29 protein-coding genes are annotated in these 23,134 nt (G+C 72.5%); 17 read left to right on the plus strand and 12 right to left on the minus strand.

What is annotated here, in order from left to right; genetic code table 11:
- Positions 1–25: 25 nt before the first annotated feature.
- From speD to BM041_RS18685, 8 genes are all read right to left on the minus strand, one after another.
- Positions 26–472 carry an adenosylmethionine decarboxylase gene (gene speD, locus BM041_RS18650; protein ID WP_092961392.1) on the minus strand — a complete coding sequence of 149 codons (447 nt, stop codon included), beginning with the start codon at positions 470–472 and terminating at the stop codon, positions 26–28.
- A gap of 191 nt (positions 473–663) precedes the next feature.
- Positions 664–3,690: a hypothetical protein gene (locus BM041_RS30670; protein WP_092961393.1), complete on the minus strand. Its 3,027-nt coding sequence runs from the start codon at positions 3,688–3,690 to the stop codon at positions 664–666.
- A complete protein-coding gene (locus BM041_RS18660) occupies positions 3,687–4,322 on the minus strand; it encodes a protein phosphatase CheZ (RefSeq protein ID WP_092961394.1) in 636 nt (211 codons plus the stop codon). The genes BM041_RS30670 and BM041_RS18660 overlap by 4 nt, the downstream gene beginning before the upstream one ends.
- Positions 4,315–4,695: a chemotaxis response regulator CheY gene (locus BM041_RS18665; protein WP_092961395.1), complete on the minus strand. Its 381-nt coding sequence runs from the start codon at positions 4,693–4,695 to the stop codon at positions 4,315–4,317. Before BM041_RS18665 ends, BM041_RS18660 begins: the two co-directional genes overlap by 8 nt.
- 58 nt (positions 4,696–4,753) lie before the next feature.
- Positions 4,754–5,416: a MotE family protein gene (locus tag BM041_RS18670; protein WP_092961396.1), complete on the minus strand. Its 663-nt coding sequence runs from the start codon at positions 5,414–5,416 to the stop codon at positions 4,754–4,756.
- Between the two features lies 1 nt (position 5,417).
- Entirely contained in the window at positions 5,418–5,885 is a 468-nt protein-coding gene (locus BM041_RS18675) for a DUF6468 domain-containing protein (protein WP_092961397.1), read from the minus strand.
- Complete coding sequence (gene fliM, locus BM041_RS18680) at positions 5,882–6,964, minus strand: flagellar motor switch protein FliM (protein WP_092961398.1); 1,083 nt, start codon at positions 6,962–6,964, stop codon at positions 5,882–5,884. Before fliM ends, BM041_RS18675 begins: the two co-directional genes overlap by 4 nt.
- A complete protein-coding gene (locus BM041_RS18685) occupies positions 6,961–7,494 on the minus strand; it encodes a flagellar basal body-associated FliL family protein (RefSeq protein ID WP_092961399.1) in 534 nt (177 codons plus the stop codon). Before BM041_RS18685 ends, fliM begins: the two co-directional genes overlap by 4 nt.
- A gap of 282 nt (positions 7,495–7,776) precedes the next feature.
- Between BM041_RS18685 and BM041_RS18690 the strand changes: the two genes are divergently transcribed.
- From BM041_RS18690 to BM041_RS18710, 5 genes are all read left to right on the plus strand, one after another.
- Positions 7,777–8,523: a flagellar hook-basal body complex protein gene (locus BM041_RS18690; RefSeq protein ID WP_092961400.1), complete on the plus strand. Its 747-nt coding sequence runs from the start codon at positions 7,777–7,779 to the stop codon at positions 8,521–8,523.
- 56 nt (positions 8,524–8,579) lie between these two features.
- Positions 8,580–9,365 carry a flagellar basal-body rod protein FlgG gene (gene flgG / locus BM041_RS18695; RefSeq protein ID WP_092961401.1) on the plus strand — a complete coding sequence of 262 codons (786 nt, stop codon included), beginning with the start codon at positions 8,580–8,582 and terminating at the stop codon, positions 9,363–9,365.
- 5 nt (positions 9,366–9,370) lie between these two features.
- Complete coding sequence (gene flgA / locus BM041_RS18700; RefSeq protein ID WP_092961402.1) at positions 9,371–10,291, plus strand: flagellar basal body P-ring formation chaperone FlgA; 921 nt, start codon at positions 9,371–9,373, stop codon at positions 10,289–10,291.
- Positions 10,288–11,013 (plus strand): flagellar basal body L-ring protein FlgH, encoded by a 726-nt coding sequence (gene flgH, locus BM041_RS18705; RefSeq protein ID WP_092961403.1) that lies wholly within the window; start codon positions 10,288–10,290, stop codon positions 11,011–11,013. The genes flgA and flgH overlap by 4 nt, the downstream gene beginning before the upstream one ends.
- 246 nt (positions 11,014–11,259) lie before the next feature.
- Complete coding sequence (locus BM041_RS18710) at positions 11,260–11,985, plus strand: SOS response-associated peptidase (RefSeq protein ID WP_092961404.1); 726 nt, start codon at positions 11,260–11,262, stop codon at positions 11,983–11,985.
- Between the two features lie 63 nt (positions 11,986–12,048).
- Here BM041_RS18710 and dksA read toward each other — a convergent pair whose 3' ends face one another.
- Positions 12,049–12,465 carry an RNA polymerase-binding protein DksA gene (gene dksA / locus BM041_RS18715; protein WP_092961405.1) on the minus strand — a complete coding sequence of 139 codons (417 nt, stop codon included), beginning with the start codon at positions 12,463–12,465 and terminating at the stop codon, positions 12,049–12,051.
- Between the two features lie 171 nt (positions 12,466–12,636).
- Positions 12,637–13,050, minus strand: coding sequence for a flagellar assembly protein FliX (locus BM041_RS18720; RefSeq protein ID WP_092961406.1), 414 nt, complete (start codon positions 13,048–13,050; stop codon positions 12,637–12,639).
- Positions 13,051–13,259: 209 nt separating this feature from the next.
- On the opposite strand from BM041_RS18720, the gene BM041_RS18725 reads away from it, so the two are divergent.
- From BM041_RS18725 to otnC, 12 genes are read left to right on the plus strand one after another with little or no spacing between them, the layout of a single operon-like run.
- The gene (locus BM041_RS18725) at positions 13,260–14,372 is read left to right on the plus strand and encodes a flagellar basal body P-ring protein FlgI (protein WP_092961407.1); all 1,113 of its coding nucleotides are present in this window, start codon (positions 13,260–13,262) and stop codon (positions 14,370–14,372) included.
- Entirely contained in the window at positions 14,369–14,704 is a 336-nt protein-coding gene (locus BM041_RS18730; RefSeq protein ID WP_092961408.1) for a rod-binding protein, read from the plus strand. The genes BM041_RS18725 and BM041_RS18730 overlap by 4 nt, the downstream gene beginning before the upstream one ends.
- On the plus strand, positions 14,701–15,102 hold the full coding sequence (locus BM041_RS18735; RefSeq protein WP_092961409.1) for a hypothetical protein: 402 nt from the start codon (positions 14,701–14,703) through the stop codon (positions 15,100–15,102). Before BM041_RS18730 ends, BM041_RS18735 begins: the two co-directional genes overlap by 4 nt.
- A 58-nt stretch (positions 15,103–15,160) precedes the next feature.
- Positions 15,161–15,715: a hypothetical protein gene (locus tag BM041_RS18740; protein ID WP_092961410.1), complete on the plus strand. Its 555-nt coding sequence runs from the start codon at positions 15,161–15,163 to the stop codon at positions 15,713–15,715.
- Entirely contained in the window at positions 15,712–16,224 is a 513-nt protein-coding gene (locus BM041_RS18745; RefSeq protein ID WP_092961411.1) for a hypothetical protein, read from the plus strand. The genes BM041_RS18740 and BM041_RS18745 overlap by 4 nt, the downstream gene beginning before the upstream one ends.
- A 57-nt stretch (positions 16,225–16,281) precedes the next feature.
- Entirely contained in the window at positions 16,282–17,067 is a 786-nt protein-coding gene (locus BM041_RS18750) for a RibD family protein (RefSeq protein ID WP_092961466.1), read from the plus strand.
- The gene (locus tag BM041_RS18755; protein WP_092961412.1) at positions 17,067–18,044 is read left to right on the plus strand and encodes a zinc-dependent alcohol dehydrogenase; all 978 of its coding nucleotides are present in this window, start codon (positions 17,067–17,069) and stop codon (positions 18,042–18,044) included. The genes BM041_RS18750 and BM041_RS18755 overlap by 1 nt, the downstream gene beginning before the upstream one ends.
- Positions 18,045–18,060: 16 nt before the next feature.
- A complete protein-coding gene (locus BM041_RS18760) occupies positions 18,061–18,459 on the plus strand; it encodes a 6-pyruvoyl trahydropterin synthase family protein (RefSeq protein ID WP_092961413.1) in 399 nt (132 codons plus the stop codon).
- Between the two features lie 3 nt (positions 18,460–18,462).
- The gene (locus BM041_RS18765; RefSeq protein ID WP_092961414.1) at positions 18,463–19,503 is read left to right on the plus strand and encodes a glycosyltransferase family 4 protein; all 1,041 of its coding nucleotides are present in this window, start codon (positions 18,463–18,465) and stop codon (positions 19,501–19,503) included.
- Entirely contained in the window at positions 19,500–20,378 is an 879-nt protein-coding gene (locus tag BM041_RS18770; protein WP_092961415.1) for a class I SAM-dependent methyltransferase, read from the plus strand. Before BM041_RS18765 ends, BM041_RS18770 begins: the two co-directional genes overlap by 4 nt.
- Before the next feature lie 3 nt (positions 20,379–20,381).
- The gene (otnK, locus tag BM041_RS18775; RefSeq protein ID WP_092961416.1) at positions 20,382–21,641 is read left to right on the plus strand and encodes a 3-oxo-tetronate kinase; all 1,260 of its coding nucleotides are present in this window, start codon (positions 20,382–20,384) and stop codon (positions 21,639–21,641) included.
- Complete coding sequence (otnC, locus tag BM041_RS18780) at positions 21,634–22,269, plus strand: 3-oxo-tetronate 4-phosphate decarboxylase (protein ID WP_092961417.1); 636 nt, start codon at positions 21,634–21,636, stop codon at positions 22,267–22,269. The genes otnK and otnC overlap by 8 nt, the downstream gene beginning before the upstream one ends.
- A 3-nt stretch (positions 22,270–22,272) precedes the next feature.
- Here otnC and BM041_RS18785 read toward each other — a convergent pair whose 3' ends face one another.
- Together BM041_RS18785 and BM041_RS18790 are read right to left on the minus strand one after the other, a co-directional pair.
- On the minus strand, positions 22,273–22,740 hold the full coding sequence (locus BM041_RS18785) for a GNAT family N-acetyltransferase (RefSeq protein ID WP_092961418.1): 468 nt from the start codon (positions 22,738–22,740) through the stop codon (positions 22,273–22,275).
- Between the two features lie 76 nt (positions 22,741–22,816).
- The coding region (locus BM041_RS18790; RefSeq protein ID WP_092961419.1) for a histone at positions 22,817–23,134 on the minus strand (318 nt) is incomplete at its 5' end.

Raw genomic sequence — 23,134 nt, forward strand, 5'->3', positions numbered from 1 at the left:
CGTCAATGGCTGGAGGTTCGGCAGTTCAGCCGATCAGGCCGCGCTTGTGCTCGGCAAGCTGAACGCGTTCGGCCTGGAAGCCCTTCTTCAGGGCCGGCAGCGCCTTGTACGGATCGCAATCGCCGCAGACGAAGATGTCGAGCGCCGCGTAGTCGCGTTCCGGCCAAGTGTGGATCGACACATGGCTCTCCGCGAGCACCAGAACACCGCTGACCCCGCCATTCGGCGAGAAGTGGTGGAAGTGCCCGTGCAGGATGGTCGCGCCCGTTGCGAGCGCACCCTCCCGCAGGACCGCATCGATGTGGTCCGGGTCGTCAAGGTTGGTGGCGCCCCACAGATCAATGATCAGGTGGGTTCCCGCGTAGCGGACGCCATTGCGGTGGACGAAGTAGTCCTTCGTCTCACGAATCTCATCGGTCTGGGCGTCGCTCGGGAGTTCCGAGACCATCCCCAGTTGGACGAGAGCTTCCATAGTAAGGGCTCCTTCCAGCCAGCAGATGACCAGGGTGATCGAACATCGATCGGGTCAACGGCGCGCGCATATGGGGCATAGCGGGGGGGGGCGCAAGCGAAATCGGACCCCACTGGTCCGAAAAAAATGCGTGTCCCCCCCGGGGGGTGGCGCGACACTCCGATTGTGACACCCCGGGGGCAACAAGAAGATTAACGGGTCACCGGGCCGGTTTCCCGCAACCCGTCCAGCCGGCCGGGCAGCAGGCGCGCAACATCCAGTTCCTGGCGAAGCCGTGGCAGGTCATCCAGCCCCGCGATCCGCGCCGCCGTGATGACGCCGAAGGCTTCTTCAAGCGGGCCGCCGGCCATGCGCGGCTGTTCCGCCTCCCGCAGCGCGGCCAGCGCCGATTCGTTGCCGGCCAGCGCCAGCAGCGCCGCCGTGCGCGCGATGAGCGGCCGGTGCTCTGGCGAGAGCGGCGTGCCGGCGGGCGGCAGCACGGTGGCCAGATGCGCCTGCATCGCGGTCGCGGCGCCCGCCCAATCCTGCTGCTCCGCCAGCAGCGCGGCCAGTTCCGGCGCCGCCTGCGGCCCGGCTTCACGGTAGCGTGCGACGGCTTCCGGCACGCGGCCCGCCCGCGTCAGTGCCCGGGCTTCCAGCAGGCGGCGTTCCTGCGCCAGGGTTGCCGGCAGGCCGGGCGCCGCCGTTTCCTCCAGCGCCGTGACGGCACCCGCCGCATCGCCGGCGCCGAGCGCGAGGTTGGCCAGCCGCACGCCGATGCGCGCCCGTGCCTCCGCCCCCGCCGCGCGCGCCAGGCCGCGCCGCAGCACATGGGTCGCACGATCCACCAGGTCGAGCGCCGCGAGGCGATCGGCCAGCGAGCCCAGGGCCTGTTCCGTGCCCTCTCCCGGCGGCAGCAGGTCGACATGCGAATCGAACAGGGCCACCGCCTGGATCGGCGGTTCCCGCCCGATGGCGCCGACCAGCGCCTGAGACTGGCGCGGGCGGATGGTGGCGGCCAGGTCGGGGAAGATCGTCTCCGTCTCCCGCAGCAGGTCGAAGGCCCCGCGGGGATCGCCCGCGGCCTCCCTCAGTTCCGCCAGCCGCAGGCGCGCATCGCTTTCCAGGGCGTCGCCGCGCCAGGCGGCCAGCGCCGTTTCCAGCGCCGCGGCCGCGCCGGCCGCGTCGATCCGGCCGGTGGCCAGGCGCAACTCCGCCGCGCGCCGGATCGCGATGGCGCGCGCGCGCCGGTCCCGCCCCGCGATCAACGAATCATAGCCGGCCAGCGCGGCGTCGACCTCCCCGGCCGCTTCCGCGATGCGCGCCCGCGGCAAGGCGAGGGCCGGGTCATCCGCCTCCCGCGCCGCGACCAGGCGGCGCGCCGCGGCGATCTCCCCCTGCTCCGCCAGCGCTTCCGCCGCCATCGGCAGCATCCGCGCCAGCAGCGGCTCGGGGTAGGACAGCATCAGGGGCAGGGTCGCCGCCACGGCAGAACCGCCAGGGGCCGCGCCTGCGACCGTCCCAGCCTGGCCGCGCGCCATGGCGAGCAGCCCGCGCCACATCGCCAACTCGTCACTGTCGGCGCCGGAATGGTCGAGGCCCGTCGCCTCCGCCACCCGGCCCGACAGAAGCGCGCTGGCGCCATGCAGGGCGCGGGCGCGCTGCGTCTCCGCCAGGCGGGGATCGTCGCGCATGGCGAGCGTCGCCATGGATTGCGCTTCCTGCGGCAGGCCCAGCGCCAGCAGCGCCTCCGCATGGCGCAGCCGCGCGGGGCCGCGGGAGAGCGGTGGCGCCGCGGCCACCGCGCTGGCGGCGTTGCGCACGCGTTCCTGGAGTGCCGCGGGGGCTTCCGCAGGCAGGTCGAACAGGCGCGACATGGCCGCGGCGGCACTGGTCGCGGCGGGCGGCTCCAGCCCCAGCACCAGCGGCGCCCCGGGCGCCCCGGCGGCGATGAAGCGGTCCTCCCGCGCCACCAGCGTCACGGAATCCGACCGCGGCAGCAGCGCGGCGCCGAGGCGCGTCGGCAGCAGGTCGAAGGCGGCACCGCGGCGGCCGAGCGGCACGGCTTCCGCGCCCCCCTTCACGGTACCGACCAGCAGCAGACTGCCGGTTTCGGGATCGACGACATTCACGCTCGCCCCCGCCTGCGCGGCGCGCAGCATGATGCGCGGCGGCGGCCCGGGATCGAGTTCGGGCAGGATGGAGCGCAACGCCATCGGCTCCGCCGGTGAATCGATCACCCAGGCCGGGCCTTCCCGCCGAAGCCGCGGCGCGGCGAAGGCCGCCAGCGGCAGGCGCAGCGTGGTGGCCTGCGGGCTGGCGGAGACCTCGCTGCCCGCCAGCGTCGCCTGGGGCCCGAGGGGCGAGAGGTCGAGCGCGAGCGGCGCATCCAGCACCATCACCCAGGACTGGCCACGCCGGAACAGCGCGGCGCCGGTGCCGGCAGGGCTCGGCACCGCGATGGCAGGCCCGGCGAGCAGCCGGACCGGCGTGCCGCGAGGCGCCGCTGGCGGGGTCGCCGCCTGGGGCGCGGCGCCGGGCGCCGGCAGGGGCTGCTGCGCCACGGGAACGACCGGGGCGGTGGCGATGGGCAGGTTGGGCGGCGTGCCGGCCGCAGCGCGCGGCGCGGAGCCGGCAGCCGCAGGCGCCCGCGCGGTCTCCGGCGCGCGGAGCGGCGCGGGGGCCTCCGCGACGCGCGACGCGGGCTGGGGGGCCGGCTGCGGGGTTGGGCGGGTGGGCAGAGGCGGCGCAGGTGGGGGCGGCGGCGGTGTGGCCGCCTGACGGGACGGAGGAGCCTGCCGCGGAGCGGCGGGAGCGGCGTCGGTACCTGCCCGCGGCGCGGGCGCTGGCGTGGTGGCCGCCACCGGGGAAGGCGCGGGCGGTGCCGTCGCATCGCCAGGGTTCATCACGTCGACGATGATGCGGTTGCCCAGCCGGAAGTGCCGGGCCCGCGCGCCGGGGGCGAGGGTGAACTCCGCCACCTCCCCCTCCACCGCCAGGCTCCGCAGGTTCCGAACGGGCCGACTGCTGGCGGTGCCGTCGAATTCGGCCGGGGCGGCGAAGCGGAGCGTGAGCTTCCCCTCCGCCTCCTCCACCCGGTAGCCCACCTGCCGCGGCCAGTCGAAGACCACCCGCCCATGCGTGGGATGATCCCCGACACGGATGGGCACCCTGTCCTGCGCCGCCACGGGAAAGGCGGGCAGGATCAGGCACAGCAGGGTGGCGGCCTGGCGGATCAATCGAAATCCGCCAGCAACTTGTCGATGTCGGCCTGGCTGACGCCGGCACCGGGAAGCTGCGGGCCATTGGCCAGGCGCCGCCCTTCCGTCTCCGACTCCGCCGCCGGCTTGGGCGGTGGCGGTGCAGAGGCCGGGAGGGAATGACCGGCGGCGACGGCGCTGAATCGCTCCGTCACCTGGGCCACCCGCGCCTCGATCGCCTTCAGCGCCGTCACCACCTTGCCGATGCGCTGGCCGGTGATGTCCTGGAAGCTGCAGGCCTCGTAGATTCGGGTGATGGCGCCGGACAGCGCCTCCGCCTCCCCTCCGCCGACGCGGCCTGCCACCCCTTCCAGAACCTCGCAGCAATCGAGGATCTCGTTGGTGGCCTGCGCGGTGTGGCCGACGATCGCATCCAGCTCATCCGTCGCGGACGGGATGTGGCTGATGTTGATGTCGTCCACGCGAAGGGAGGCGATTTCCTCCTTCGCCCGCGCGACGGTGCGGCCGAGCCCTTCGAGCTCCGCCAGCAGCGCCGCCTCGGTCGCCGTCAGGTCGCCCGCCATGCTGCCGAGCACGGCGCGGACCGCGGCATCGATCCGCGCCTCCTCGGGCGTGGCGCTGGCGTTCGCCGGCGCGATTCCGTCAGGCATGGACCATGACCTTCTCGATCTTCTCGCGCAGGGTCTCCGCGTTGAAGGGCTTGACGATGTAGTTGGACACGCCGGCCTGCTTGGCGGCGACCACGTTCTCCGTCTTGCTCTCCGCCGTGATCATGATGAAGGGCGTGTTCTTCAGCCGCGCATCGGCCCGCACTTCCTTCAGCAGGTCGAGGCCCGTCATCGGCGCCATGTTCCAGTCGCTGATGACCAGGCCGAAATTGCCGGCGCGCATCTTGGCCAGCGCCTCGGACCCGTCCGTCGCTTCCTCGACATTCTCGAAGTCGAGCTGCTTCAGCAGGTTCCGGATGATGCGCAGCATCGTCTTGTAGTCGTCCACGATCAGCACCGGTGTATTCTTGTCCATCGGCCTCGCGCCCCTGTTTCCCGTCGAATGTCCCGTCGATCCGCCATTCTGGCGCCAGTCACCGCACGGCCGGACGCTCGGCGCGCAGGCGCGCCAGCTCCGCCGTCAGCAGCCTCGCCCGTTCCGGGCGCATCGCGCCCAGCACCGGGGATGCCTTCGCTTCCCGCATCCGGTCCACGATGCGGACCAGCACGGGCATCTCAAGCTCATCGAAGATCGTCGCCGCGTCCCGCGGGCGCATGCCTTCGTAGAGTTTCACCAGGCCGCGCAGCCCCGCTTCCTCGCGCTCCGCGCGGTCGCGTTCCAGGGCTTCCAGCCTCTGCTGCAGCGCCGACAATTCCTGCACGCGCTGCGCCAGCCGGCGCTCCGCGGCCGCCACCACCGTCTCCCGCGCCGCCGCCTGCTGCTCGCGCGCCTCGATTTCCGCCCGGCGCGCCCGCAGCGCTTCCAGCACGGCGCGTTCCGCCTGCTGTTCCGGCGTCGGGCCCTGCGCCGCCGGGGGCGGCGCGGGCGCCGGCGCCTGGGCCGGCGGCGCGGCGGGCGCTGGCGTGCGCGTCGGTTCAGCCGGGGCAGGGACGGAAGCGCGGGCGGTGGCGATCGCGCCCGATGATCCGGATTCCATCCGGACCAGCCGGTCGATCTTCGCCACCACCAGCACCCCCGCCAGCACGGCGGCGATCGGCATCAGGCGCAGGCGCGGCAGGGACAGGCGCCGGATCATCTCAGCGCGCCTCCCGCAGCGCGCGCAGCAATTCGCGCTCCGCCTCGCTGCGCGGCATGACGCCGCCCAGCGCCCCCCCGGCGTGGGAGGAGGCGCGCGGGCCCTGCGGCTCCGGCGCCCGCTCCGGCAGGCCGCTCGCCAAGGGACGCGCGGCGCGCACCAGGCCATCCAGCCGGTCCGCCAGCGATTCAGCCCGTTCCGCCAGGTAGCGCAGATCGTCGCGCAGCGGCTCCGCCACCGCGACCTTCTCCGCCACCGAACGCCCGGCCTGTTCCGCCGTGGCGCGCAGCCGGGTCAGCGCCGCCTCCGCCGCCTCCGTCGCCTCCGCCATGCCGGCCGCGCCGTTGGTCACGGCCGCGCCTTCCCGCCGCAGCGCCGCGATCTGGCGTTCCAGGCGCCAGGCGAAGGGCACGGCGACGGCCAGCAGCAGCAGCAGCGCGCCCTGGGCAAGCCATTCGAGGGCGGTCATGCGCCCTCCCCCGCCGCCGCCGGTCGGCGGCGTTCCCGTTCGATCCGGACCGCCAGGCGGTTCTCCCGCCGGCCCAGCTGCGCCTCGAACAGCGGGACCTCCCCGCATCGCAGCCGCACCGGCGCACCGGGGGGCGAGGACAGGGTGAAGCTGTCCCCCACATTCAGCCGCAGGATCTGCGACAACGGCATGGTCTGCTCATCCAGCACCACGTCCAGCGAGACGTCGGTCTGCCGCAGTTCCTCCGCCAGGTGGGTTTCCCAGATGCTGTCGCGGCCGAAGCGTTCGCCCATGAACTGCTGCAGCAGCAATTCGCGCACGGGCTCCAGCGTGGCGTAGGGCAGCAGCACCTCGATCCGCCCGCCGCGATCCTCCATGTCGACGCGCATGCGCCCCAGCACGGCGGCGTTGGACAGGCGAGAGATCGCGGCGAAGCGCGGGTTCACCTCCAGCCGCTCGAACCGGAAGTCGACGGGGCAGAGCGGCTCGAACGCCGCGCGCAGATCGCCCAGCACCACGCCGATCAGGCGCTCCACCAGCGTGCGCTCGATGGTGGTGTAGGGACGGCCCTCGATGCGCATGGCGGCCGTGCCGCGGCGGCCGCCCAGCAGCACGTCCACGATCGAATAGATCAGGCTGCTGTCGACGACGATCAGCCCGTAATTGTCCCACTGCTCCGCCTTGAAGACCGCCAGCATGGCGGGCAGCGGGATGGAGTTCAGGTAGTCCCCGAAGCGCAGCGACGTCATCGCATCGATGGAGATGTCCACGTTGTCCGAGGTGAAGTTGCGCAGCGTCGTCGACATCAGCCGCACCAGGCGATCGAAGACGATCTCCAGCATCGGCAGGCGTTCGTACTGGACGAGGCCGGCGGAGATGATCCGCTCGATCCCCGTCTCCGCCTGGTCCCGCGATGGCCCGGATTCGAACCCCAGCAGGCTGTCGATCTCGGCCTGGTTCAGCACCCGCGCGGCATCGGCGGGCAGCGGGGCAGCCGCCTCCTCCTCCGGCTTCGCCCCTTCCTCCTCCAGCGCCGCGCCCCAGGCGGCGGCGAGGTCATCATCCTCCGTCCCGCTCATTGGACCAGCATCTCCACGAACAGCACATCGGTGATGCGCGCGGGGGCGGCGGCCAGGTTGGCGCGGGCGATCAGCTCCTCCCGCAGCCGGTGGGTGCCGGCGCTGCCGCGCAACTCCTCCGGCCGCACTTCCCTCAGGTAGGTCTGGAACAGGTCCTGCAGCCGCGGCATGGCGGCCTGCACGACGGCGGTATCCTCGGCCCGGCTGATCTCGATCTTGGCGCGCAGCCGCACGAAGCTGGCGCGCCGGCCCGGCACGTTCAGGTTGGCGACGATCTCCGGCAGGTCCACGAAGGCGGGCGGGCTGCGCGGCGGGGGCGCGGGCTCGGCGGCCGCTTCCGCGGCCGGCTCGGGCGGCGGGCCCATGCCCAGCAGCTTCGGGAGGATGCCCGTGAACCAGAGCCCCGCCCCCACGCCGATGAGAAGCAGCAAGGGCAGCAGGATGAGCAGCAGCTTCTTCTTGCCGCCCTTCTTCGCGGCCGGCGCCTCGCCTTCCGCTGCCTCCGCCTTGGCTGGTGCTGCCGCCGCCATCCTGTCGCCCGCGTCCTTCTGCCTGCGCGCCACATGCCCGGCACGCACCGCGTGCCGGCTGCCCGGCGCGCCTTGCACGCCGCCGCCACCCGGAGGGGGAACGGAGGCGCACCATCGCCGGTCCGGCTTAAGGAAGGATTGCGATCGTCCCGGTGTCGGACAGGGCTGCCGGGCGCGGGGCGATTTTATCCGCCCCCAGGCAAGGCTTGCCGGGCGGCAGGCGGCCGGATGCTGGCATGCGCCTTGCGCCAGCGGGCCCACCCTGCATCGCGGAGTTCATCCATGGACAGCCCCGGCTACATCGTCCTGTCCCGCCTGGTGGCCCAGGCGCGGGCCAATGCGGTCACCGCGAACAACATCGCCAATGCGGATACGCCGGCCTTCCGCGGGTCCCGCCCCGTATTCTCCACGGTGCTGGAACGCCAGCGCGGCGCCGACCTGCCGCCTGGCGCGCGGGAGGTCTCCTTCACCCAGGACCGCGCCACCTGGCGGGACGACCGCGCCGGCCCCATGGCCACGACGGGCAATCCGCTCGACATCGCGATCTCCGCGCCGGAGGGCTTCTTCGTGGTCGATACGCCGCGCGGCGAGCGTTTCACCCGCGCCGGCCGCTTCGTGCTGGATGGCCAGGGCCAGGTGGTGGACCAGGACGGCAACGCGGTGCAGGGCGCCAATGGCCGCCCGCTGCGCATCGGCCCGGGCGAGAGCCGCATCGACGTGCTGGCCGACGGCACGCTGCGGACGGAGAACGGCGATTCCGGCCAGTTCCGCATCGTGCGCTTCGACGACACCCAGCGCCTGACGGCGGAGGGCGATCGCCTGCTGGCGGCACCGGAGACGATGCAGCCCCGCCGCGTGGACGCCCCCGGCCTGGTCCAGGGCGCCGTGGAGGGCAGCAATGTCCGCCCCATCACGGAGCTGACGCGAATGACAGAGGAGCTGCGCGAATTCCAGTTCGTCACGCAGATGGCGGAGAAGGAAAGCGAACGCCTGGGCAGCGCCGTCGAACGCATCCTGAAGCGCCGCTGAACAGCCCGGCCATCATGAACGACGCACCCACGCCCCCGGCGAAGGACCACTGAACCATGCGCAGCCTGCACATCGCTGGGACCGGGATGATGGCCCAGCAGACCAACGTCGAGGTCATCTCCAACAACATCGCGAATATGAGCACGACGGGCTACAAGCGCCGCCGCGCCGAATTCCAGGACCTGATCTACCAGAACCTCCGCCGCGTCGGATCGCAGAGCGCGGATACCGGCAGCGTCCTGCCCTCCGGCGCGCAGGTCGGCCTCGGCGTCAAGACCGGCGCGGTCTACCGCATCTCCGAACAGGGCAGCCTGTCGCAGACCGAGAACCGGTTCGACCTGGCCATCCGCGGCAACGGCTATTTCCAGGTGGCGCTGCCATCGGGGGAGACCGCCTATACCCGCGACGGCACCTTCGCGCTCTCCCCCGAAGGCGTGATGGTCACGGCCGATGGCTTCGTCGTGCAGCCCGGCATCACCATCCCCGCCGCCGCGCGCGACGTGACCATCAATTCCAGCGGCGAGGTCTTCGCCAAGCTAGATGGCCAGGTGGCGCCGCAGAATGTGGGCCAGATCCAGCTGGCCATCTTCGCGAACGAGACGGGGCTCGAGGCCATCGGCGACAACCTGCTGATGGCCACCCCTGGCTCCGGCGCCGCCCAGGCCGCGGCCCCCGGATCGCCCGGCTACGGCCAGGTGCTGCAGGGCTTCGTCGAGACCTCAAACGTCAATGTGGTGCAAGAGATCACGAACCTCATCACCGCCCAGCGCGCCTATGAGATGAACAGCCGCGTCATCTCAGCCAGCGACGAGATGCTCTCCACCCTGACGCGGCTGCGGTGACGGCGATGCGGGTCCTCCTGTTCCTCCTGCTGCTGCTCTCGGCCCCCGCCGCCGCGCAGGACAATGCCGTCATCAAGCCGCTGTCGATGGTGGAGGATGCGGTGGTCCGCCTGTCCGACCTGTTCGAGACATCGGGACCGCGCGCCGGCACCGTGCTCGGCCCCGCCCCCGCCCCCGGCCAGCGCCAGGTGGTGGAGGCCGCGCAGCTGCTCGCCATTGCGCGGCAGAACGGCATCGCCTGGCGGCCGACCGGCGGCGCGGACCGCGTGGTGCTGGAACGCCCCGGCCGGGCCGTGGAGCGGGAGGAGGTGCTGGCCCCATTGCGGAACGCGCTGCGCGGCCAGGGCCTCGACCCGGATTCAGAGATGGAATTGCTGAACTTCAGCGCGCCGCTGGTGCCGCTGGCGGCCTTTCCCCAGATCACGGTCGAACAGGTCACGATGGACAGCGTGACGCAGCGCTTCTCTGCGACTCTGGTGGTGGCGGCGGATGGCATGGCGACGCAGCGCCAGCGCATCATGGGCCGCATCCAGCCCACCGTCCCCGTGCTGGTGGCCACGCGCCGCCTGGCGATCGGGGAGGTCCTGGGCCCGCATGATGTCCGCCTGGTGCGCCTGCCGGCCGGGCGCATCCGCCCCGGCGTGGCGGAACGGCCGGACCAGGCGCTGGGCCAGGCGGTGCGCCGCCCGACCGCCGCCGAACAGCCGCTGATGCTGGCGGACCTGACGCAACCCCTCGCGGTGGAACGGGGATCGACGGTGACGATGCTCTACGACATCCCCGGCATGGCGCTGACGGCGCAGGGCCGCGCCATGGAAGGGGCCGCCCGCGGCGCCGTCGTGCCGGTGATGAACCTCGGCAGCCGGATCGTGGTGGAGGCGCAGGTGATCGGCCCCGGCCGTGTCCGCGTGGGGCCAGGCCGATGAAGGCGCGCCTCGCTCTGCTCGCCCTGCTGGCGCTGCCGGCCTGCGAGCGCCTGTCGGAGGTCGGCCGCCCGCCGGCACTGGCGGCGATCGAGAACCCGACGGCCGATCCGCGCTGGCGCCCGGTCTCCATGCCCATGCCGGCGCCGCAGGACCCGACCTCCGGCGCCAACAGCCTCTGGCGGCAGGGCAGCCGCACCTTCCTGCGCGACCAGCGCGCGGCGACGGTCGGCGATCTGGTGACGGTGCTGGTCTCCATCGCCGATGAGGCATCGCTGCAGAACCGGACGGAGCGGGAGCGGGACGGGACGGACACGCTCGGTCTGCCGCGGCTGCTGGGGCTGGAGACGTCGCTGACCCGGCTGCTGCCGAACGCGATCGACCCCAGCGCCCTGGTGCAGACCAATGGCGCGCAAACCAGCACCGGCACCGGCACGGTGCGGCGGACGGAGACGGTGACACTGCGCGTGGCCGCGACGGTGGCGCAGGTGCTGCCGAACGGGAACCTGGTGGTTGCGGGCCGGCAGCAGGTGCGGGTGAATGCGGAACTGCGGGACCTCCAGGTCTCCGGCATCATCCGCCCGCAGGACATCGCCAGCGACAATACGGTGAAGCATGACCGGCTGGCGGAGGCACGCATCGCCTATGGCGGCCGCGGCACGCTATCGGACCTGCAGCAGCCGCGCATCGGGCAGCAGATCCTGGATATCATCCTGCCGTTCTGACTGCGGGCGGGGAAGTTGATATCGGGGGGTCTACGGGGGGCCTGCCCCCCGTTCCGCCCTGCATGTAGGGTTGCCGTCGCGGCTACGTGCAGGGCGGAAAAACGGCTTGGGGCTCGCACCCCGTTCCGCCCCGCATGTAGGGTTGGCGTCGCGGCTACGTGCAGGGCGGAAAAACGGCTTGGGGCTCGCCCCCCGTCCCGCCCCGCATGTAGGGTTGGCGTCGCGGCTACATGCGGGGCGGGAAAAGTGTGCGGGCGATTCTTCTTGCAGCGGGACCCCGCGGGGCTGGCGCGGTACTTCGAGACGCAGAACCCCACGCCGAACCACCGCGCGTCCTGGAACATCGCCGTCACGCAGGACAGCCTGGTGGTGCGCCGCCATCCCGAAGGCGCACGGCACCTGGATTCGCTGCGCTGGGGCCTGGTGCCGTCCTGGGCCAAGGACACCAAGGACGCGGCGAAGCTGATGAACGCCCGCGCCGATGGCATCGCCGAAAAGCCGTCCTTCCGCGACGCCTTCCGCAAGCGCCGCTGCCTGGTGCCGATGGATGGCTTTTTCGAGTGGCAGAAGGCCGAGGATGGGTCGAAGCAGGCCTTTGCCGTGGCGCTGGCGACCGGGGAGCCGATGGCGGTCGCCGGGCTGTGGGAGGGCTGGAAGCAGCCCGACGGCACCTGGCTGCGCACCTTCACCGTCATCACGACGGAGGCGAACGAGAAGCAGGCCCTGGTGCATCACCGCATGCCGGTGATCCTGCCGCCGGAGGTCTGGGACGCCTGGCTGGGCGCCGAGCCGGCAGAGCCGGAGGACCTGCAGGAATTGCTGGTCCCCTGCCCGGCCGAGGAGTTGGCGATCTGGCCGGTGGACAACCGCGTCGGCAAGGTCGCGGAAAACGACCCGCGCCTGCTGCGGCGCGACCCGACGGCCAAGCCCCCGCCAGAGCTTGACGACGCGCCGCCCGACCTGACCTGCTGAGTCCCGCCCCACCCCACCCCCGGCGCCCGCCGCGCAGGGGGTTGGAGAGGGGCCGAGGCCCCCTCAATCGTCGCGGTGGACGCGCTCCATCCGCTCGTGGCGCTCCTGCGCCTCGATGCTCAGGGTCGCGATCGGCCGGGCTTCGAGGCGGCGCAGCCCGATGGGCTCCCCCGTCTCCTCGCAATAGCCGTAGGTGCCGTTCTCCACCCGCTCCAGCGCCTGGTCGATCTTGGAGATCAGCTTGCGCGCGCGGTCACGGGTGCGGAGTTCCAGCGCCCGGTCGGTCTCGACACTCGCGCGGTCGGTCAGGTCGGCCTCGATGATGCCGCCCTGGCCCATGGAGGACAGGGTCTCGCCCGCCTCCCGCAGCAGGTCGCCCCTCCACTTCAACAGCTTCTGCCGGAAATACTCCAGCTGAAGGGGGTTCATGAATTCTTCGTCGCTCGACGGACGATAATCCGGCGGCAGGGTTACGAGCATGGCTTACTTCCCCAACCTCCGCCGCCCCAGGCCCGGCGCCCCGGTAGGCGAAAGCGGGCGGACCATAGTGTCCGCCATGGGGGGTGGGCAAGCCGTCATTTGCGCGCAAGCTCCTGATGTTTGCCCCTTTTTCAGATTGATGAATCGTATGCGGCCGGTCTGTGTCGTGGTTCAGCGGCGCCCCCGGCGCGCCAGTTCGACGCGCGCGCGCACGGCAAGCTCGGCCATCAGCGTGGCGAGGGGCGGGTCCAGGCCCGCCTGGTTCTCGCTGCCCAGCCGCGAAAGCCTTTCCAACCCAGCGGGATTCGCGGATCCATCCAGCAGCGCCAGTTGCAGTCCGCGCAGGTCGTCCAGCGCCTCCGTCGCCTGGCGACGGGCGCGGGCGCCGCGTTCCTCCACCGGCGGGGCAGCGCCGGATTCCTGAAGGGCGAGGAGGCTGCCGGGGGGTGCCGCGGCGCCGGCCGCGCCGGCTGCCTCCGCGGAGTCGCCACCCGCGGCAGCCAGCGCGAAGCCGCCCGCCCCGGCCCGGACCCGCCCTCGTCCCACCGCGCCCATCGCCCCGGGCCGTACCGGTCCCACCGACATCGCCTGTCCTCCACGCCTTCTGCGTCGGCCACGGCCCCCTGGCCGCCGCCTTTTGCCGCCCGGGGTGCAAGCCCTGCCCCGCCCCGGCAAACCCTGCCGCCCCAACGCCGTGCCAGGGCTGGCACGCCGCTTGCGGAAGCCATCCCGCGTCCCGCCACCAGGACGGCGGCGGCACGGAGGAGAGCGTGGCGACAAAACATTGCCCGAGGATGAGCACGGCGCGGTGCGTGGTTGCCACGCTGCTGCTCATCCTCCTCATCCTGCTGCCGTCGGTGGCGGGCGCCCAGGTCCGCATCAAGGACATCGCCGATGTCGAAGGCGTCCGCGACAACCAGCTCGTCGGCTACGGCCTGGTGGTCGGGCTGAACGGCACCGGGGACCGGCTGCGCAGCGCCGTCTTCACCCGGCAATCCCTGATCGGCGTGCTCGAAAGGCTCGGCGTCAACACGCGCGACCAGGAACGCCAGCTGGATACGCGCAACGTCGCGGCGGTGATGGTCACGGCCAACCTGCCGCCCTTCAGCCGCACCGGATCGCGCATCGATATCGCCGTCTCGACGCTCGGCGATGCCACCAACCTCACCGGCGGCACGCTGCTCGTCACGCCGCTGCTCGGCGCGGATGGAGAGGTCTATGCGGTGGCGCAGGGCGCCATCGTCACCGGCGCCGTCTCCGCCCGCGGCGCCGCCGGTTCCGTGACCCGCGGCGTGCCGACCGCCGGGCGCATCGCCAATGGCGCAACGGTGGAGCGCGAGATCGCCTTCCGCTTCGCCGCCACGCCGCAGATGCGGCTCGCGCTGCGCAACCCGGACCTCACGACGGCGCGGCGCATCGCCGCCGCGATCAATCGCTTCGGCGGCGGCAACATCGCCACGGCGAACGACCCGCGCACCGTCACCATCAACATGAACGGCCGCGACGCCGTGGGCTTCCTGGCGGAGATCGAGCAGCTGCGCGTGGTGCCCGACCAGATGGCGCGCGTGGTGATCGAGGAAGCGAGCGGCACCATCGTCATGGGCGCCAATGTCCGCGTCTCCACGGTGGCGATCGCGCAGGGCAACCTGACCATCCGCATCACGGAAACCCCCCAGGTCAGCCAGCCCAACGCGCTCTCGAACGGGGAGACCGTGGTCGTTCCCCGCACCAATGTGGAAGTGGATGACCAGTCGGAGCGGCGGCTCGGCATCCTCCGCGGCGGCGTGACGCTGGAGGAGCTGGTCCGCGGCCTCAACGGCCTCGGCGTCGGCCCGCGCGACCTGATCACCATCCTGCAGACCATCAAGGCCGCCGGCGCATTGCAGGCGGAGCTGGAGGTGCGATGACCCCGCCCGTCCCATCCCCCCTGGCCACCGGCGGCACGCCTTCCCTGGCGCGCACGCCCCCCACGCCGGCGGCGCTCCGCCGGGCGGCCGTGGATTTCGAGGCCCAGGCGCTCGGCGCCCTGCTCCAGCCGATGTTCCAGGGGCTGGAGACGAAGGGCCCCTTCGGCGGCGGCGCCGCGGAAGCGCAATGGCGGCCGATGATGGTCGATGCCATCGCCAAGGATCTGGCACGCGCCGGCGGGCTTGGCCTGGCGGATGCGGTGCTGCGCGAACTCACCCGGCTGGCCGGCGCGTCAGGCCAGCCACAGACCACGGACAGGACCACCCCATGACCATGATGCAACCCCTGCTGATCGCCGCGCAGCGCCTGGCGGAGGCGCTGCGCGCGGAGAACGAGGCCCTGGCGAAGCTGGACCTCTCTGCCGCCGCCGCGCTCGCCGGGCCGAAGAAGCAGGCCTCCGACGCCTTCGCCGCCGCCTTCGATGCCGCCAGCCGCACCGGCGCGCAGGCGGAGCCGCGTGACCGCGCGCGGGTCGAGGAACTCGCCGGGCGGCTGCGCGACCTGGGCGTCGAGAATCGCCGCCTGCTGGAACGCGCGATCGACCTGCAATCCCGCGTCATCGAGACCATCGCCGGCGCCGCCCGGCCCGAGCGCCCCGGCACCTATGGGGAGCGGGGCGGGACGCGGGAGGGAAGGCCGGCGCCGATCTCCCTCGCCTCCCGCGCCTGACGCGCATCGGGGCGCTGCATGGACAGCGCCCCTTTCGCGGCGCAGCATCGGCCCACCCATGCTGCGCCGCCACGCCACCTTCATCGTCATCTCCCTGCTCACGCTCTCCGCCGCCGTCGCGGTGCTGCTGCTGCGCGGGGAGGCCGCGTTCCGCCACGCGCTGGAAGCGACCTGGGGGCTGATCGTCACCGTCGCGCCCTCCATCATCGGCGGCCTGCTGCTCTCCGCCGCGCTGCGGCAACTGGTGCCGCCGGGGGCGCTGGCGCGGTGGATGGGGGCGGAGTCCGGGCTGCGCGGCCTGCTGGTGGCGACCGCGGCGGGCATGGCCATGCCGGGCGGCCCGGTCGCCGCCTTTCCCGTCGTGCTGGTGCTGGCGCAGGCCGGCGCCGATCGCGGCGCGCTGATCGCCTTCGTGCTCGCCTGGTCGCTGAACGGCTTCCAGCGCATCCTGGTCTGGGAACTGCCGATCCTGGGCACGGATTTCGCGCTGCTGCGCCTGCTGTGCGGCCTGCCGCTGCCGGTGCTGGCCGGGCTTCTGGCGCGCTGGCTGCCGATCCGCTGGACGCCGGAGGATGCGCCCGCCTTCAAGCCTGCGCCGGACAAAGGGCAATGACCGTGGGCGTGATCGGCATGTGGGTGCTGGCGCTCGGCGCGCTGTTCCTGTGCCTGCGCCGGAGCCCTTCGGTCGCGCGTCGTGCCGTGGGCGAAGCCGGCACATCGCTGACGCGTGTCGCGCCGGTGATGCTGATGGCGCTGCCCATGGCGGCGTTCGTCGCGGAACTCATCCCCGATGGCTGGGCGGAACGCTGGCTGGGGCCGGATAGCGGCGCGGCCGGGGTGGCGCTGGCGACTCTGGCGGGCAGCGTGCTGCCGGGCGGACCCTTCGTCGCCTTCCCGCTGGTGCTCGGCTTCCTGAAGTCGGGTGCGGGGCCGGCGCAGATGGTGGCGCTGATCTCCGGCTGGGCGGTGCTTGGCCTGCACCGGACGCTCTCCTGGGAACTGCCGATCCTCGGCCCCCGCTTCATCCTGCTGCGCCTGTCCGCAAGCCTGGTGCTCCCCTTCCTCGCGGGCATGGCCGCCGAGGCCCTGCTGCCGCTCTTCCCGGGCGCCGCCTTGCGCTGACGGGAACGCCGACGCGCCGTTGCGGTTATGCCGCCGCTTCGGCATAGCGTGGCGGCGATGCACCATCCCCTGACGACGACGGAGGAAGACGCCTGGGCCGCGCTGCTGCGCGCGCGCGAAGGCGGTCCCGTGCCGGAAGGCGCCATGGGTTCGTTGTTCGCCCCCCTCTTCGCCACGCCGCGGGCCGATGATGGCTGCATCGTGATCGGCCGCCTGGCGCAGACGCTGGATGGCCGCATCGCCTGCGCGAATGGCGCCAGCCAGTGGATCGGCGGCCCCGGCGACATCCTGCACACCCATCGCCTGCGTGCGCTCTGCGACGTGGTGATGGTGGGCGCCGGCACCGTGCACCACGACGATCCACGCCTGACGACGCGCGAAGCCACCGGCCCCAACCCCGTCCGCGTGGTGCTGGACCCCGCGCGCCGGCTCGCCCCCACGCATCGCGTCTTCGCCGATGGCGCCGCGCCGACGCTGCTCATCACCGCCACGCCGGGCGCCGCGACGCATGGCCAGGCAGAGGTGCTGCGCATCGGCGACGGTGCCATCGACCTGCCCGCCCTCCTGCGCGCCCTTGCAGCGCGCGGCCTGCGCCGCATCTTCGTGGAGGGTGGCGGCCGCACCGTCTCCGCCTTCCTCGCCGCCGGTTGCCTGGACCGCCTGCATGTGACGCTCGCCCCCGTGATCCTCGGCTCCGGCATCCCCGCCTTCACGCTGCCGGAGGCCACGCATATGGACCAGGGGCTGCGGTTCCGCTGGGCCGTGCATCCGATCGGGGACGACCTGCTGTTGGACATCCCGCTCGGCCGTCGTCGCCCGGGCCGTTGCGAAGGCACCGCGTGATGAAGGCCACCGCCCTCTGGACCATCGCGCCGCATCGCGCCGAGTTGCGGGAACAGGCATTGGCCGTGCCCGGCCCGGACCAGGTGCTGGTGGACACCATCGCCACCGGCATCTCCCGCGGCACGGAACGCCTGGTGTTCGAAGGCAGGGTCCCCGAAAGCCAGTGGCCCGCCATGCGCGCGCCGCTGCAATACGGCGACTTCCCCTTTCCGCTCTCCTACGGCTACGCCGCGGTGGGGCGCGTGCGCGCGGGGGGGGAGGCGCTGCTCGGCCGGCGCGTCTTCTGCCTGCACCCGCACCACGATGCCTTCGTGGCTCCCGCTTCCATGTGCATCCCGATCCCCGACGCCGTGCCCGACCATCGCGCGGTGATGGCGGCGAACATGGAGACCGCCGTCAACGTGCTGTGGGATGCGCGCCCCATGGTGGGCGAACGCGCGCTGGTCGTGGGCGCCGGCGTCGTCGGGCTGCTCGCCACCTTCCTGCTCGCCCGCATCCCGGGCATCGACCTCGCGGTCTGCGACATCGATGAATCCCGCCGCGCCATCGTGGAGAGCTTCGGCGCCCGCTTCTGCGCCCCCGATGAGGCACCGGACCATCGCGACCTCGTCATCCACGCCTCCGCCAGCCCCGCCGGCCTCCGCCTCGCCCTCTCCCGCTGCGGGTTCGAGGGACGGGTGGTCGAGGCCTCCTGGTTCGGTGACAAGGAAGTGGCGCTGCCGCTGGGCGAGGCCTTCCACGCGAAGCGCCTGTCCATCATCTCCACCCAGGTCGGCCAGGTGGCGCCCGCGATGCGCGGCAGGCGCGGCTATGGCGATCGCCTGGCGCTGGCGTTGTCGCTGCTGGACGATGCGCGGCTCGATGCGCTGCTCGGCCCCGGCATCCCCTTCAAGGATCTGCCGCAATCCCTCGGCAAGGTGCTGTCGCCGCCGGCCGGCGACGCGCAGCCGCTCTGCCCCTTCGTCACCTATATATAACGAGAGACCGCGCCCGATGTTCAGCCTGACCGTCGTCGACCACATCATGATCGCGCACAGCTTCCGGGGCGATGCCTTCGGCCCCGCACAGCGCCTGCACGGCGCCACCTTCATCGTGGAGGCCGAGTTCCGCGCGCCGAAGCTCGATGACCTGCATCTGCTGGTCGATATCGGCATGGCGAAGGATCACCTTCGCGCCATCCTGGCGCCGATGGACTACCGCAACCTGGATGCGGAGCCTGTCTTCGCGGGCAAGAACACCACCACGGAATATCTGTGCCTGCATATCCACGGCCTGCTGGCACAGGCGTGCCGCGATGGCGTGCTGGGCGATGGCGGCAAGGCCGTGACGGGCCTGAAGATCCTGCTGCGCGAGAGCCACATCGCCTGGGCCGCCTTTGAGGGTCCGGTCTGACTCATGAAGATCGCCTTCCTCGTCCCCGGCCCCATCACCGCGATTTCCGGCGGCTACGGCTATGACCGCCGGCTGATCGAGGGCATGCGCGCGCTGGGGCACGACGTCACGGTGCATGAACTGGCCGGCCAGCATCCGCTGCCGGACGACGCCGCCCGGGACAGCGCGCGCGCCGCGCTGGCTCGGGTGCCGGCGGATGCGCGCATCGTCATCGACGGCCTCGGCCTGCCGGCCTTCGAGCCGCTGCTGGATGAGTTGGCGCGTCGCGGCGCCCTGGGCCTCATCCACCACCCGACGGCGCTGGAACACGGCAACCCCGGCCCGGTTCGCGATGCGCTGCGAACAGCGGAACAGGCGATCTTCCCGCGCCTCGGCGGCCTGGTCGCGACCAGCAACCTCACCGCCCGTCGCCTCGCGCCGGAATTCGGCGCGGACCCCGCGCGCATCGGCGTGGTGGAACCCGGCACCGATCCCGCGCCGCGCGGCAGCGGCTCCGGCGGGCCCGGCTGCGCCATCCTCGCCATCGGCACGCTGATCCCGCGCAAGGGGCATGATGTCCTGCTGCGCGCGCTCGGCACGCTGCCTGACCTCGACTGGACGCTGACCATCGCCGGCGGCGCGCGCAACAAGGTGCATGCCGATGGCCTGGTCGCGCTGGCCGAGGAGTTGGGCATCGCCCAGCGCGTGACCTTCGCCGGCGAAGTCGCCGACATGGCACCGCTCTGGGCGCGCACCGACCTCTTCGCCCTCGCCACCCATTGGGAAGGCTACGGCATGGCCGCCGCCGAGGCGCTGGCCCGCGGCATCCCCGTGGCCATCACCGCCGGCGGCGCGATCGCGGAGGTGGTGCCCGTCGGCGCCGGCGTGATCTCGCCCCCCGGCGATGTCGTCTCCCTCGGCAAGGCGATGCGCCGCGCGATCTTCGACACGGAACTGCGGACGGAGATGGCGGACGCCGCCTGGCAGGCAGGCCAGCGCCTGCCGCGATGGGAGGACCGCGCCAGCGCCTTCGTCGCCGAGATCGAGAAGGCTGCCTCCCGATGACCGAAACCTTCGACGGCGACTGGCTGGACCTGCGGGAGCCCTATGACGCCGCCGCGCGCAACGTGGCGCTGGCGCAGCAACTCTCCGCCGTCCTGCCCGCCCGCCCCCGCATCCTCGACCTCGGCGCCGGCACGGGTTCGCTGCTGCGCTGGATGGCGCACTTCATCGGCCGCGCCCAGGCATGGACGCTGGTGGATGCCGATCCCGAACTCGTCGGCCGCGCCTTCGAGACGATTGCCGGTCGCGCGCTGGAAGCCGAATGGACCGTCACCTGGCCCGGCCGCAAGACGTTGCTGGTGCATTCGCCGCAAGGCGCCTGGCGGGTGGAGGCGCTGGTCGCCGATCTGCGGGAGGCCCCGGACAATCTGCCGCTCGACCAGGTGGACGCCGTGGTGAACACCGCGCTCTGCGACCTGGTGTCGGAGGATTGGGTGCAGCGCATCGCGGAAGGCTGCGCAGAGCACCGCCTGCCCTTCTACGCCGCGCTCAACGTGACGGGGCGGGAGCGCTTCATGCCGTCCCATCCCGGCGATGCGCTGGTGGCCCGCGGCTTCGCGCGCGACCAGTTGCGCGATAAGGGCTTCGGCGGCACCGCGCTCGGCGCCCGCGCCCCCGCGGTGATCGCCGCAGCCTTCGAGGCGCATGGCTACACCGTGCACCGCGCGCCGAGCGACTGGGTCATCAGCCGCCGCGACGCCGCCATGGCCGCCGAGATCGCGGATGGCCATGCCCGCGCCGCCATGGCGCATGAACGCCGCGGCCGCGCGAAGCTGCTGGACTGGATGGTGGATCGCCGCGCCCAGGCCGGGCTGCTGCGGCTTTCCGTCCGCGTCGGCCACACCGACATCCTCTGCCTGCCGCCTGAAAAGGGTTAAGCGATGCCCCTCCTCCTCGGCTGCATTGCCGATGACTTCACCGGCGCGACCGACCTCGCCTCCATGCTCGTGCGCAACGGCATGGCGACGGTACAGGTGATCGGCGTGCCCACCGGCCCGCTGCCCGAGGCCGATGCGATCGTCGTCGCTCTGAAATCCCGCACCGCGCCCGTGCGCGACGCCATCGCGGAAAGCCTGGCGGCGGCGGATGAGCTGCTCTCGGCCGGCGCGAAGCAGATCTTCTTCAAATACTGCTCCACCTTCGACAGCACGGATGAGGGCAATATCGGCCCCGTCGCGGATGCGCTGCTGAAGCGCCTCGGCGCCGGCTTCGCCCTCGCCTGCCCCGCCTTTCCCGCCAACAACCGCAGCATCTACCAGGGGCACCTGTTCGTCGGCGCCCATCTGCTGAACGAGAGCGGGATGGAGAACCATCCGCTGACGCCGATGAAGGATGCGAACCTGGTCCGCGTGCTGTCGCGCCAGACGGAAGGCTCCGTCGGCCTCGTCCCCTTCGCCGTGGTGGACCAGGGCGCGACGGCGATCCGTCAGGCGATGACGCGCCTGGCCGAGGGTGGCCGCCGCTACGCCATCGTCGACGCCACCAGCGACCAGCATCTGATGGCGATCGGCGAGGCCGCGGCGAGCCACGCCCTCATCACCGGCGGCTCCGGCGTCGCCATGGGCCTGCCGGCGAATTTCCGCGCGAAGGGCCTGCTGCCGGAACGCGCGGATGCGGCGAACCTGCCCGCCGCCGGCGGCCTCTGCGCCGTCGTCGCCGGCAGCTGCTCCCGCGCCACCCTCGGCCAGATCGGCTTCGCACGGGATCACGCGCCGGTGCTGGAGCTGGACGTGCTGGGCACGCCGGATGCGGCCGCGCTCGCGGCACAGGCGCTCGCCTGGGCGGAGGGCAGGCTCGATGCGACGCGCCCCATCGTCATCGCCGCCTCCGCCCCGCCGGAGCAGGTCGCGGCGCTACAGGCGAAGCTCGGCCGCGATGCCGCGGGCGCGCTGGTGGAACACGCGCTGTCGACCGTGGCGGAAGGCCTGGTCGCGCGCGGCGTGAAGCGCCTGGTGGTGGCGGGGGGCGAGACCTCCGGCGCCGTCGTCTCCCGCCTCGGCGTCACGCGGCTTCGCATCGGGCATGAGATCGATCCCGGCGTGCCCTGGACCTTCGCGGACCCGACGGGCATCCACCTCGCGCTGAAGTCCGGCAATTTCGGCGGGCGCGACTTCTTCCTGAAGGCCTTCGACCATGTCTGAGGCGGAGCTTCGGTCGCAGCTGGCGAGCTTGGGAAAATCGCTCTTCGACCGCGGCTATTCCGTCGGCACCGCGGGCAACATCAGCGTGCGCCTGCCCGATGGCTACCTGATGACGCCGACCAACTCCTCCCTCGGGCGTCTCGATCCCGCGCGGATCAGCCGGCTGGATGCGGCGTGGCGGCACATCGGCGGCGACAAGCCGTCCAAGGAGGTCTTCCTGCACCGCGCCGTGCTGACCGCCCGGCCGGAGGCAGGCGCCGTGGTGCACCTGCATTCCACCTACGCCACCGCCATCTCCTGCATCGCGCCGGAGGGCGGCGATGCGGAGATCCCGCCGCTGACGCCCTACTTCGTCATGCGCATCGGCCGCCGCCTGCCCTGCGTGCCCTACTACCGCCCCGGCGACGCGGCGATGGAGAGCGACGTCCACCAGGCCGCCCTCGCCGCCAAGGCCCTGCTGCTGGCCAATCACGGCCCTGTCGTCAGCGGCGCCTCCCTGGTGGAAGCGGTGAATGCGGCGGAGGAGCTGGAGGAAGCCGCGCGCCTCGCGCTGCTGCTGCGGGACGTGCCCGGCGTGCGCCGCCTGACGCACCCGCAGGTGGACGATCTGCTGGCGACCTTCGGGTAGCGGCTACAGGGAAGCCGCAGGGTCGATGCGGATCACGTAGCTCCGCCAATCCGCCCGCGCCGCGATCCGTTCGTACAGCGCGATCGCAGCCACATCGCCTTCCGGCACGATCCAGCGCAGGTGGCTCCATCCCCGCGCCTCGCCCTCCGCCACCGCGGCAGCGATCAGCGCGCGCGCGATGCCGCGGCCGCGCGCCTCCGGCCGGACGAAGAGGTCATCGAGGTTGCCGCAGCGCCGGGCGAAGACGACCTCCGGCAGGTCGAAGAGGATGGCAAAGCCGACCGGTGCGCCGTCATCCTCCGCCAGCAGCACCTCCGCCGCCGGGTGGCTGTCCAGCAGCGCCGCCTGGGCCTCCGGCGACGCCGCCTGGGCGCCGTTCAGCACGGCGCGCATCTCCGCCGCATAGAGCGCCAGCAGCGGCGCCAGGCGTTGCCGCTGGCCGCGCGGCAGGGGTGCGATGGTGCGTGTCATGGCAGGGCTCCAGACGCGAAAAGGGCGCCGCCCGCATGAAGCGGACGACGCCCCCTCGCCGGGATCGGCAGGCGTATTAGGAAGAGGATTCCGGCGTCGCGGCGGGGGCCGGCGCAGCAGCGGCGGCAGCGGCCTTCTTCGCGGCGCGCGTGGCAGCGGCCTTCTTCGCGGCTTCGCTGCGCGCGGAGGGGGCAGCGGCCTTCTTCGGCGCGGCCTTGGGGGCAGCGGCCTTCTTCGGCGCAGCCTTGGGGGCGGCCTTCTTGGCAGCCGGCTTCTTGGCGACGGCCTTCTTCGGCGCGGCGGCCTTCTTGGCAGCCGGCTTCTTGGCAGCGGCCTTCTTTGGCGCGGCGGCCTTCTTCGCGGCGGGCTTCTTGGCAGCGGCCTTCTTCGGCGC

It is taken from the genome of Falsiroseomonas stagni DSM 19981, assembly GCF_900114315.1.
GTDB classification, from domain to species: domain Bacteria; phylum Pseudomonadota; class Alphaproteobacteria; order Acetobacterales; family Acetobacteraceae; genus Falsiroseomonas; species Falsiroseomonas stagni.

Bases quoted from the DNA above. Each gene is read 5' to 3' on its own strand.
- BM041_RS18665 (WP_092961395.1), bottom strand. From the start codon at position 4,695: ATGGACAAGAATACACCGGTGCTGATCGTGGACGACTACAAGACGATG.
- otnK (WP_092961416.1), top strand. From the start codon at position 20,382: ATGCCCCTCCTCCTCGGCTGCATTGCCGATGACTTCACCGGCGCGACC.
- fliM (WP_092961398.1), bottom strand. From the start codon at position 6,964: ATGAGCGGGACGGAGGATGATGACCTCGCCGCCGCCTGGGGCGCGGCG.
- flgA (WP_092961402.1), top strand. From the start codon at position 9,371: ATGCGGGTCCTCCTGTTCCTCCTGCTGCTGCTCTCGGCCCCCGCCGCC.
- BM041_RS18735 (WP_092961409.1), top strand. From the start codon at position 14,701: ATGACCATGATGCAACCCCTGCTGATCGCCGCGCAGCGCCTGGCGGAG.
- BM041_RS18745 (WP_092961411.1), top strand. From the start codon at position 15,712: ATGACCGTGGGCGTGATCGGCATGTGGGTGCTGGCGCTCGGCGCGCTG.
- BM041_RS18770 (WP_092961415.1), top strand. From the start codon at position 19,500: ATGACCGAAACCTTCGACGGCGACTGGCTGGACCTGCGGGAGCCCTAT.
- BM041_RS18765 (WP_092961414.1), top strand. From the start codon at position 18,463: ATGAAGATCGCCTTCCTCGTCCCCGGCCCCATCACCGCGATTTCCGGC.
- BM041_RS18720 (WP_092961406.1), bottom strand. From the start codon at position 13,050: ATGTCGGTGGGACCGGTACGGCCCGGGGCGATGGGCGCGGTGGGACGA.
- dksA (WP_092961405.1), bottom strand. From the start codon at position 12,465: ATGCTCGTAACCCTGCCGCCGGATTATCGTCCGTCGAGCGACGAAGAA.
- speD (WP_092961392.1), bottom strand. From the start codon at position 472: ATGGAAGCTCTCGTCCAACTGGGGATGGTCTCGGAACTCCCGAGCGAC.
- BM041_RS18760 (WP_092961413.1), top strand. From the start codon at position 18,061: ATGTTCAGCCTGACCGTCGTCGACCACATCATGATCGCGCACAGCTTC.
- BM041_RS18785 (WP_092961418.1), bottom strand. From the start codon at position 22,740: ATGACACGCACCATCGCACCCCTGCCGCGCGGCCAGCGGCAACGCCTG.
- BM041_RS18670 (WP_092961396.1), bottom strand. From the start codon at position 5,416: ATGATCCGGCGCCTGTCCCTGCCGCGCCTGCGCCTGATGCCGATCGCC.
- BM041_RS18675 (WP_092961397.1), bottom strand. From the start codon at position 5,885: ATGACCGCCCTCGAATGGCTTGCCCAGGGCGCGCTGCTGCTGCTGCTG.
- BM041_RS18690 (WP_092961400.1), top strand. From the start codon at position 7,777: ATGGACAGCCCCGGCTACATCGTCCTGTCCCGCCTGGTGGCCCAGGCG.
- BM041_RS18740 (WP_092961410.1), top strand. From the start codon at position 15,161: ATGCTGCGCCGCCACGCCACCTTCATCGTCATCTCCCTGCTCACGCTC.
- BM041_RS18660 (WP_092961394.1), bottom strand. From the start codon at position 4,322: ATGCCTGACGGAATCGCGCCGGCGAACGCCAGCGCCACGCCCGAGGAG.
- flgH (WP_092961403.1), top strand. From the start codon at position 10,288: ATGAAGGCGCGCCTCGCTCTGCTCGCCCTGCTGGCGCTGCCGGCCTGC.
- BM041_RS18685 (WP_092961399.1), bottom strand. From the start codon at position 7,494: ATGGCGGCGGCAGCACCAGCCAAGGCGGAGGCAGCGGAAGGCGAGGCG.
- BM041_RS18730 (WP_092961408.1), top strand. From the start codon at position 14,369: ATGACCCCGCCCGTCCCATCCCCCCTGGCCACCGGCGGCACGCCTTCC.
- otnC (WP_092961417.1), top strand. From the start codon at position 21,634: ATGTCTGAGGCGGAGCTTCGGTCGCAGCTGGCGAGCTTGGGAAAATCG.
- BM041_RS18725 (WP_092961407.1), top strand. From the start codon at position 13,260: ATGAGCACGGCGCGGTGCGTGGTTGCCACGCTGCTGCTCATCCTCCTC.
- BM041_RS18750 (WP_092961466.1), top strand. From the start codon at position 16,282: ATGCACCATCCCCTGACGACGACGGAGGAAGACGCCTGGGCCGCGCTG.
- flgG (WP_092961401.1), top strand. From the start codon at position 8,580: ATGCGCAGCCTGCACATCGCTGGGACCGGGATGATGGCCCAGCAGACC.
- BM041_RS18755 (WP_092961412.1), top strand. From the start codon at position 17,067: ATGAAGGCCACCGCCCTCTGGACCATCGCGCCGCATCGCGCCGAGTTG.